This is a genomic window from Aquabacterium sp. UBA2148, from assembly GCF_002328915.1.
In the GTDB taxonomy this organism is placed as follows: domain Bacteria; phylum Pseudomonadota; class Gammaproteobacteria; order Burkholderiales; family Burkholderiaceae_C; genus Aquabacterium; species Aquabacterium parvum.
This window is the reverse complement of sequence record NZ_DCXA01000292.1, coordinates 3,540-11,366: the sequence shown is the minus strand read 5'-3', so window position 1 is coordinate 11,366 and position 7,827 is coordinate 3,540. Positions and strand designations below refer to the sequence as shown.

Below are 7,827 nucleotides of genomic sequence, written 5' to 3'. Positions count from 1 at the left end.
AGCGCCCGCCGTGTCGGCTCGATTGTGATCTGATTGTGCAACGCCGCATTGGGGGCTTGCCCCCGATCACGCGGAGCGGGCTGTGGACTGCCGCAGGTGCCCCGCTGGGGGAAAGGTGGCAAAATCCCGGTTTTCCTTCGAGCCAGACGTGCGAGAGAGAGCCCATGAGCGCAGTTGTCATCAGCGGAACCGGTCTGTACCAGCCGCCGCACACCATCACCAACGCCGAGCTGGTCGAGGCCTTCAACGCCTACGTTGACCGCTTCAACACCGAAAACGCTGCTGCCATCGAGGCGGGCACCGTGCAGCCGCTGGTGCACTCCAGTGCCGAGTTCATCGAGAAGGCCTCGGGCATCAAGCAGCGCTACGTGATGGAGAAGTCCGGCATCCTGGACCCATCCCGCATGCACCCGCGCTTTCAGGAGCGCAGCGACGAGCAACTCTCCATGCTGGCCGAAATCGGCGTCGAAGCCGCCAAGAAGGCCTTGGCTGCCGCTGGCAAGACCGGCGCCGACGTGGACGGTGTGATCTGCGCCTGCTCCAACCTGCAGCGGGCCTATCCAGCCATTGCCATCGAGATCCAGGCCGCGCTGGGTGCAGGCGGCTACGCCTTCGACATGAACGTGGCCTGCTCGGCCGCCACCTTCGGTCTGGAGCAGGCGGTCAACGCCGTGCGTTCGGGCTCGGCCAAGTGCGTGCTGGTCATCAACCCCGAGATCACCTCCGGCCACCAGGAGTGGAAGGACCGCGACTGCCACTTCATCTTCGGTGACGTGGCCACGGCCACCGTCGTCGAGCGCGCCGACACGGCCACCTCGGCCGACCAGTGGGACGTGCTGGGCTCTCAGCTGGCCACGCAGTTCTCCAACAACATCCGCAACAACTTCGGCTACCTCAACCGCAGCGAAGACAGCGACCCCAATGCCCGCGACAAGACCTTCCGCCAGGAAGGCCGCAAGGTGTTCAAGGAGGTGGTGCCCATCGCCGCCGCCCACATCGAGACGCAGTTGAGCGCACTGAGCATCCAGCCCACCGACGTGCGCCGCTTCTGGCTGCACCAGGCCAACCTGTCGATGAACCAGCTCATCGTCAAGAAGCTCATCGGCGCGGAAGTCACGCCCGAGATCGCGCCGCTGATCCTGGACGAGTACGCCAACACCTCGTCGGCCGGCTCCATCATCGCCTTCCATGCGCACCGCGCTGACCTCAAGTCGGGCGACCTGGGCGTGATCTGCTCCTTCGGCGCGGGCTACTCGGTCGGCTCGGTGGTGGTGCGCAAGCGCTGACACGTTCGCCAGATGCCGATGCGGGACAATGACCGCATCCCGACACGGCCCAGCGGGTGAACCGCCGGGCCGTTTTGTTTGAATCGACGCCACTCAGGCTTTTGCAGGCCCCGAGCGCCATGAGCGACTTCACCTTCTACTGGCACGACTACGAGACCTTCGGCCGCGTGCCGCGCCGCGACCGTCCCTCTCAGTTCGCCGGTGTGCGCACCGATGCCGACCTCAACGAGGTGGGTGAGCCGCTGAAGCTGTTCTGCCAGCCAGCGCCCGACTACCTGCCCGATCCGGAGTCCTGCCTGCTCACCGGCATCCTGCCGCAGCAGTGCCTGGCTCAGGGCGTGCCCGAGCACACCTTTGCCGACGCCATCGAGCGCGAGCTGGCCGCGCCCGGCACCGTTGGCGTGGGCTACAACACCATCCGCTTCGACGACGAGGTCACCCGCCACCTGTTCTGGCGCAACCTGATCGACCCCTATGGGCGCGAATGGCAGAACGGCTGCGGCCGCTGGGACCTGCTCGACGTGGTGCGCTGCACCTGGGCCCTGCGCCCCGACGGCATCACCTGGCCGAAGCACGAAGACGGCCGCCCCTCCTTCAAGCTCGAGCACCTGACCGCCGCCAATGGCCTGGCCCACGAAGCCGCGCACGATGCGCTGTCAGACGTGCGCGCCACCGTCGCCCTGGCCCGCCTGATCAAGCAGCACCAGCCCAAGCTGTGGGACTTCTGCCTGAAGCTGCGCAAGAAGGACGCCGTGCTCGCCGAAGCTGGCCTGGACAAGCCCCGTGCCGGCTGGAAGCCTTTTGTGCACATCTCCGGCATGTATGGCCACGAGCGCGGCTGCATGGCCCTGGTGTGGCCGCTGGCCCAGCACCCCAGCAACAAGAACGAGATCCTGGTCTGGGACCTGGCGCATGACCCCGCCGAGCTGTTCGACCTCAGCGTGGCCGACATCCGCCTGCGCATGTTCACCAAGGCGGCCGACCTGCCTGAAGGCGTCACGCGCCTGCCGCTCAAGAGCATCCACATCAACAAGTCGCCCGTGGTGCTGGGCAACCTCAAGATCCTCACGCCCGAGTTGCGTGCCAAGTGGGGCATCGACGTCGAGCAGGCCTTGCAACGCGCCGAGCTGGCCGCAGCCCAAGGCAGCCGCATGGACGGCATCTGGGCCGAGGTGTTCTCGCGCCCCGAGCGCACGGCCGGTGCGGCCCCGGTGGACGTGGACGAAGACCTGTACGGTGGCTTCGTGGGCAACGACGACCGCCGCCTGCTGCAGCGCCTGCGCGGCCTCTCGCCCGAGGCCCTGGTCGACAAGCACCCGGCTTTTGCCGACGAGCGCCTGGAGGAGATCTTCTTTCGCTACCGCGCGCGCAACTTCCCCGACACGCTGAGCGACGAAGAGCAGACCCGATGGCACGAACTTCGCAGCGCCCGCCTGCACGAAGGGCAGGGTGGCGGACTCAGCCTCGCGGCTTTCTTCGAGCGCATCGACCAGTTGATGGAAGAGCGCGGCGAAGACGACGAACGCGCGCAGGACATCCTCAGCGCGCTGTACGACCATGCCGAGCAGATCGCGCCCTGACAAGACCGTCGGGGCAGGTCAGCGTGGTGTGCAAGGCGCTGCCGTGCCGATCAACCCGTCGCTCAAAGCCCTGAGCTACCTCGGCGGCTACCCGCCCGCGCTCGTGCAGCAGGTGCAAGGCCTGATCGACGCCGGCAAGCTCGGCGAGGTGCTGCGCCAGCGCTACCCCGAGGTGCACGATGTGCGCACCGACAAGGCGCTCTACGACCACGTCATGGAGCGCAAGGCCCGCTACCTGCGCGGCGCCGACCCCATCAGCAAGGTGGCCTACGACAGCAAGCTCCAGGTGATCCAGCATGCGCTGGGCACGCACACCCGCGTCTCTCGTGTGCAGGGCGGGCAGCTCAAGGCCAAGCGCGAGATCCGCGTGGCCAGCGTGTTTCGCGAGGCACCACCCGAGTTCCTGGAAATGATCGTCGTGCACGAGCTGGCGCACCTCAAGGAGCGCGAGCACGACAAGGCCTTCTACAGCCTGTGCACGCACATGGCACCGCATTACCACCAGTGGGAGTTCGACTGCCGCCTGTGGCTCACGGCGCGCAGCCTGGGCCTGTGGGCTCAGGCCTCAGCGCCCGAATAAGCGCTCCAGGAAGCCCTTGAGCCTGTCTTCGGTGCTCGGTGTTTCGCCGGGTTGAGGTGGGCTGGGGATCAGGCTCGGATCGATGGGCTCGTCGTCCACACCCAGCTCTCCGATGAAGCCGCCCGACGCCCACTCGCTGTAACGCCAGCCTGACTCCGTGCGCACCACGCCCTCGGGCACCGGCATCTCGACCACCGGCTCTTTGGCCAGGGCCGTGCCCATGTACTGGATCCATGCCGGCAAAGCCAGCGACGAGCCCGAGGCTTGGCTGCCCAGGCTGCGCGGTGTGTCGTGGCCCAGCCAGACCACGGCCACCCTGCGTGGCTGAAAGCCCGCGAACCAGGCGTCGTACACGTCGTTGGTGGTGCCGGTTTTGCCGTACAGGTCAGGACGGCGAAGCTGGGCTTGCGCCTTCGCGGCCGTGCCCGAGCGGGTGACCTCGTTGAGCAGCGTGCCGGTCAGGAAGGCATTGCGGGCCGGGATCACGCGGTCGCTTTCATCGAGCACCTTCGGGGTGGCCTCGAACACCACCTTGCCCGAGCCATCGGTGATCTGGCTGATCACCACCGGGCTGACCTTCAGGCCACCGTTGGCGATGACCGCGTAAGCGCTGGCCAACTGCATCGGCGTGGTCGAGCCGGCGCCCAGCGCCAGCGTCAGGTTGTCGGGCTGTTTGTCGACGTCAAAGCCATAGCGGCCCGTCCAGGTGCGAGCGGCCTGAGGACCCATCAGCTGCACCAGGCGGATGCTCACCATGTTCTTGGACTTGGCCAGCGCCGTGTGCAGGGGCATGGGGCCTTCGAACTGACCGTCGGCGTTCGAAGGACTCCAGTTGCCCACCGTGAGCTGGGCGTCGTTGACCAGGGTTTCGGGCATCACGCCGTTTTCGAGCGCGGCCGCGTAAAGGAAGGGCTTGTAGCTCGAGCCCGGCTGGCGCCAGCCCTGCGTGACGTGGTTGAACTGGTTGCGCTGGAAATCGAAGCCGCCAACCAGGGCCCGCACCGCGCCATCGCGAGGGTCCAGAGCCACCAGCGCCCCTTCGGCCTCGGGCCACTGCGTGATGACCCAGTTGCTGCCTTGCTGCAGCGCGCGCACCACCGAGCCTCGGCGCAGCTTGAGCTTGTCGCTGGCCTTGGCGCTCAGACCGGCTTGCACCTGGCGCAGCCCCTTGCCACCGACCGGAATGACCTCGCCGCCCGACAGCACCAGCGTGACCTGCTTGGGCGAGACCTGCGTGACCACGGCCACCTGCAGCATCTCGTCGTCGTTGTGGTCGGCCAGCACCTGAGAGACGGCCGGGTCGGTGTCAGCCAGCCCGCGCTCCAGGTCTTCATGGCCTTCGGGCCCACGCCAGGCCAGTCCGAGCTCGCGGTCGATCAGGGTCTTGCGCAGGGCTTTCCAGGCAGCCTGTTGCTCGGCCGCGCGCAGCGTCGTCACCACCTTCATGCCGCTGGTGTAGGCCTGCTCGCCGTACTGCGCGTAGACCTGGGCGCGAGCCATCTCGGCCACGTACTCGGCGTGCACCTCCGCTTCTCCGGGGTCGCGGGTGGAGGGCTTCTCGGCCTTGGCTGCTTCGTATTGCTCTGCGGTGAGCACGCCCTCGCTGCGCATGCGCGACAAGGCCACGAGCTGGCGTGCGCGGGCCCGCGAGGGGTTCTTGATCGGGTTCACGTACGACGGGTTCTGCGGCAACCCCGCCAGCATGGCGCACTGAGCCGGTGTCAGCGCGCTCAACGGCTTGCCATAGTAGGTCTGCGCGGCCTCGGCAAACCCGTAGGAGCGCGCACCCAGGTAGATCTGATTCATGTAGAGCGTGAGGATCTGGTCCTTGCTCAGCTCGTGCTCGATCTTGAGCGACAGCAGCGCCTCCTTGAGCTTGCGCGAGATCGTCTTCTCGCGGGTCAGGAAGAAGGTGCGCGCCACCTGCTGCGTGATGGTGGAGGCGCCTTGTGTGCGACCGCCGGTCAGGTTCGCCACCACCGCGCGCGCCACGCCGATCGGGTCGATGCCGTGGTGGTCGTAGAAGCGGCTGTCCTCGACGGCCAGCAGGCTGTCGCGCATCAGCTTGGGGATCTTGTCGAAGGGCACGAACTGGCGCCGCTCGCTGCCGAAGCCGCCGATCTCGACCCCGTCGGCCGTGTAGACGCGCAAGGGCTGTTTGGGCTGGTAGTTCGCCAGGCCGCTGGTGTCTGGCAACTGTGGGTAGAGCACCGCGGCCGTCAAGAGCAGGGCCAGCACGGCGATGGCGCCTGCGGCCAGGGCCAGCAAGGCTGCGGTCAGGACGAAGCCGCCTTGGGGACGGTGTGTCGGCGGGAGGCTTTTCTGCGAGGGCCGCAGGGGCCTCGGGGCCGACAGGGGAGCCAGGTCAGGCATGCACAGCGGGCAGGCGGGTCAAGCCCGGCCTGCGAGAGCCACAAAACGGCGATTATCTCGCTGCGGCGGGAGCGGTCGCCCGGGGCGTGGTCGGTCAGGCCCACAGGGGCGGCTTGGCCACCATCAGGTAGTACACCGCCAGCATCGCCGTGAACGCGGGAATGCCCAGCCAGGTCCACAGGCGTGCGTGGCGATGGTAGGCCTCGGGCAGTGGCTCACCCTTTTGCCAAGCCTGCTCGGCCATGGCAGCCATGCGCAGTTGCAACACAACCACGGGCAACCAGCACAGGCCAGCCAGTGCATAGAGTGCCAGTGCGCACACGATCCATGGGCTGTCCAGTTGCCAGCCGGCCATGTGTGCCAGCGCCAGCCCTGACAGCGGTTGCAGGATCACCGTGGGGGTCGTGAACCACCAGTCCGCCCGCACCACCAGCCGGCTCACCAGGGCCTGTGCCTCGACCGAGCCGGTGCGGTTGATGAAGAACATGTAGAAGGCCGACCCGAAGCCGGTGCCGACCATCAACACGCTGGACAGGATGTGGAACCACTTGAGGACAAGGTAGGTGGTCATGATGAAGCTCTCTGCAAGGCCCAAAGCAGGGCGATGATGGGCAGGTTCTTGGTGAGGGGCCCCAGCGGGTGCCACCACAGCGTCGGATCGATCCAGGTGGCCACAGCGGTCATGCTCAGCGTCGCGGTCAGCGCCATCGCCCAGACCACGCGGCCTGGGCGCAGCCACATGGCCAGGCCCAGCACCAGGTCCAGGACGGCGCCACCCCAGATCAGCCAGGGGTACCAGCTCGGCGGCAAGCCCGGCTGTGCCGCCAGCAAGTTCGGCCCGATGGTGTTGGCCGTCCAGGCGCTGGCCAGGGCTGTGACGAGCCAGATCGCCGCGAGGACAGCGATCACCGGGCGCGTTGGCAGGGTGATGTGCGTGTTCATGGTGCGCAGGCCATCAGGTGGTCGGGGCTGGTTGCCGATCTCCCCAGCAACTGCTCGAAAGCCGCTGCGGTTGCGACATTGTCCTGAGCCAGCAGGCTCAGTGTCTCGGTGCACCATGGCGCCCAGGGCAGCTCGTCGCCCAGCCTCGCGCTCAACCGGGTCAGCAGGTCGGGCAGGGGCAGGACACGGGCGCGCCCATGGCCCATCTGCCGACGCAGGGTGGCAATGAAGTCCGCCAACGTCAGGGCCTCGGGCCCGACCACGTTCAGCACGCCTTGCACCGCTGCGCCTTGGGGCGTCAGGAGGCGGGCCACACCCAAGGCCATCTCGCCGACGGCGATGGGCTGGACCCTTGCCCGGATGACGGGAGAGGGCAGGCACAGCAGTGGCGACCTGGCCAGCAGGGTGAACAACCGGCTGCTGTCTCCGCCTTCGCCGAAGACGATGCTCGGCCGCAGCACCACGCCATCGAGGCGGCCGTCCCTCACCCTGCTCAGCAGGGCGGTTTCGGCGGCGAGCTTGCTGCGCGCGTACAGCGTCGGGTTGCCTTCGATGCCCAGGGCTGAGACGTGGACCACCCGCCTCACACCTTGCCTCGCGCAGGCCTCGAACAAGGCTTGTGGAATCTCTGCGTGGATGGCCTGCATGGGTTGACGGGGGCTGTCGCGCAGGACCCCCACGGCGTTGACCACCGCGCCCACGTCCACCAGTGTCGTTCGCCAGTCCTCAGGCTGGCGCCACCTCAGGAAATCGACCCGGCGCTCACGGACTTGCCCATGGGCTGGCGCACGAACCCCGAGCAGCACATCGTGCCCAGCCTGTTGCAATGCGCCTGCCACGCGGGCACCGATGAAGCCCCGAGCGCCACACACCAGGACCCTCATGATGCGTCTCCTTGGGCTGACGGCTGATCGTGGCGCTCAGGCAGTGGGCAGCCCGCTGCGCTGCAGTTCATGCGCGCGTGCGCTGCCTGTGCCGACCTGCGGATGGGGCCTTCGAACACCGCCCTCACCAGCCAGCGCGGCACCCGTTGGCGACGGCGGGCGAACCGGGGGTAGAGCCAAGC

General features: G+C 67.6%; 7 protein-coding genes. 3 read left to right on the top strand and 4 right to left on the bottom strand.

The annotated features are described in order from the left end of the window. Positions 1-164: 164 nt before the first annotated feature. The 3 genes from B2W70_RS16170 to B2W70_RS16160 all read left to right on the top strand — a co-directional run bounded on the left by B2W70_RS16170 (position 165) and on the right by B2W70_RS16160 (position 3,446). Positions 165-1,286 (top strand): beta-ketoacyl-ACP synthase III, encoded by a 1,122-nt coding sequence (locus B2W70_RS16170; protein ID WP_286747220.1) that lies wholly within the window; start codon positions 165-167, stop codon positions 1,284-1,286. 119 nt (positions 1,287-1,405) lie between these two features. Continuing rightward, positions 1,406-2,866: an exodeoxyribonuclease I gene (sbcB, locus tag B2W70_RS16165; RefSeq protein ID WP_286747219.1), complete on the top strand. Its 1,461-nt coding sequence runs from the start codon at positions 1,406-1,408 to the stop codon at positions 2,864-2,866. Between the two features lie 49 nt (positions 2,867-2,915). Then, positions 2,916-3,446, top strand: a complete 531-nt coding sequence (locus B2W70_RS16160) for a M48 family metallopeptidase (protein WP_286747224.1) — start codon at positions 2,916-2,918, stop codon at positions 3,444-3,446. Here the strand turns inward: B2W70_RS16160 and B2W70_RS16155 are convergent. The 4 genes from B2W70_RS16155 to B2W70_RS16140 form a co-directional block, all read right to left on the bottom strand. Continuing rightward, positions 3,432-5,714 (bottom strand): penicillin-binding protein 1A, encoded by a 2,283-nt coding sequence (locus B2W70_RS16155; RefSeq protein ID WP_286747218.1) that lies wholly within the window; start codon positions 5,712-5,714, stop codon positions 3,432-3,434. The genes B2W70_RS16160 and B2W70_RS16155 overlap by 15 nt on opposite strands. A 199-nt stretch (positions 5,715-5,913) precedes the next feature. Then, positions 5,914-6,390, bottom strand: coding sequence for a DUF2269 family protein (locus tag B2W70_RS16150; RefSeq protein ID WP_286747216.1), 477 nt, complete (start codon positions 6,388-6,390; stop codon positions 5,914-5,916). Further along, complete coding sequence (locus B2W70_RS16145; protein ID WP_286747214.1) at positions 6,387-6,761, bottom strand: DoxX-like family protein; 375 nt, start codon at positions 6,759-6,761, stop codon at positions 6,387-6,389. The genes B2W70_RS16150 and B2W70_RS16145 overlap by 4 nt, the downstream gene beginning before the upstream one ends. Beyond that, positions 6,758-7,645, bottom strand: a complete 888-nt coding sequence (locus B2W70_RS16140; RefSeq protein ID WP_286747212.1) for an NAD-dependent epimerase/dehydratase family protein — start codon at positions 7,643-7,645, stop codon at positions 6,758-6,760. Before B2W70_RS16140 ends, B2W70_RS16145 begins: the two co-directional genes overlap by 4 nt. Positions 7,646-7,827 lie beyond the last annotated feature (182 nt).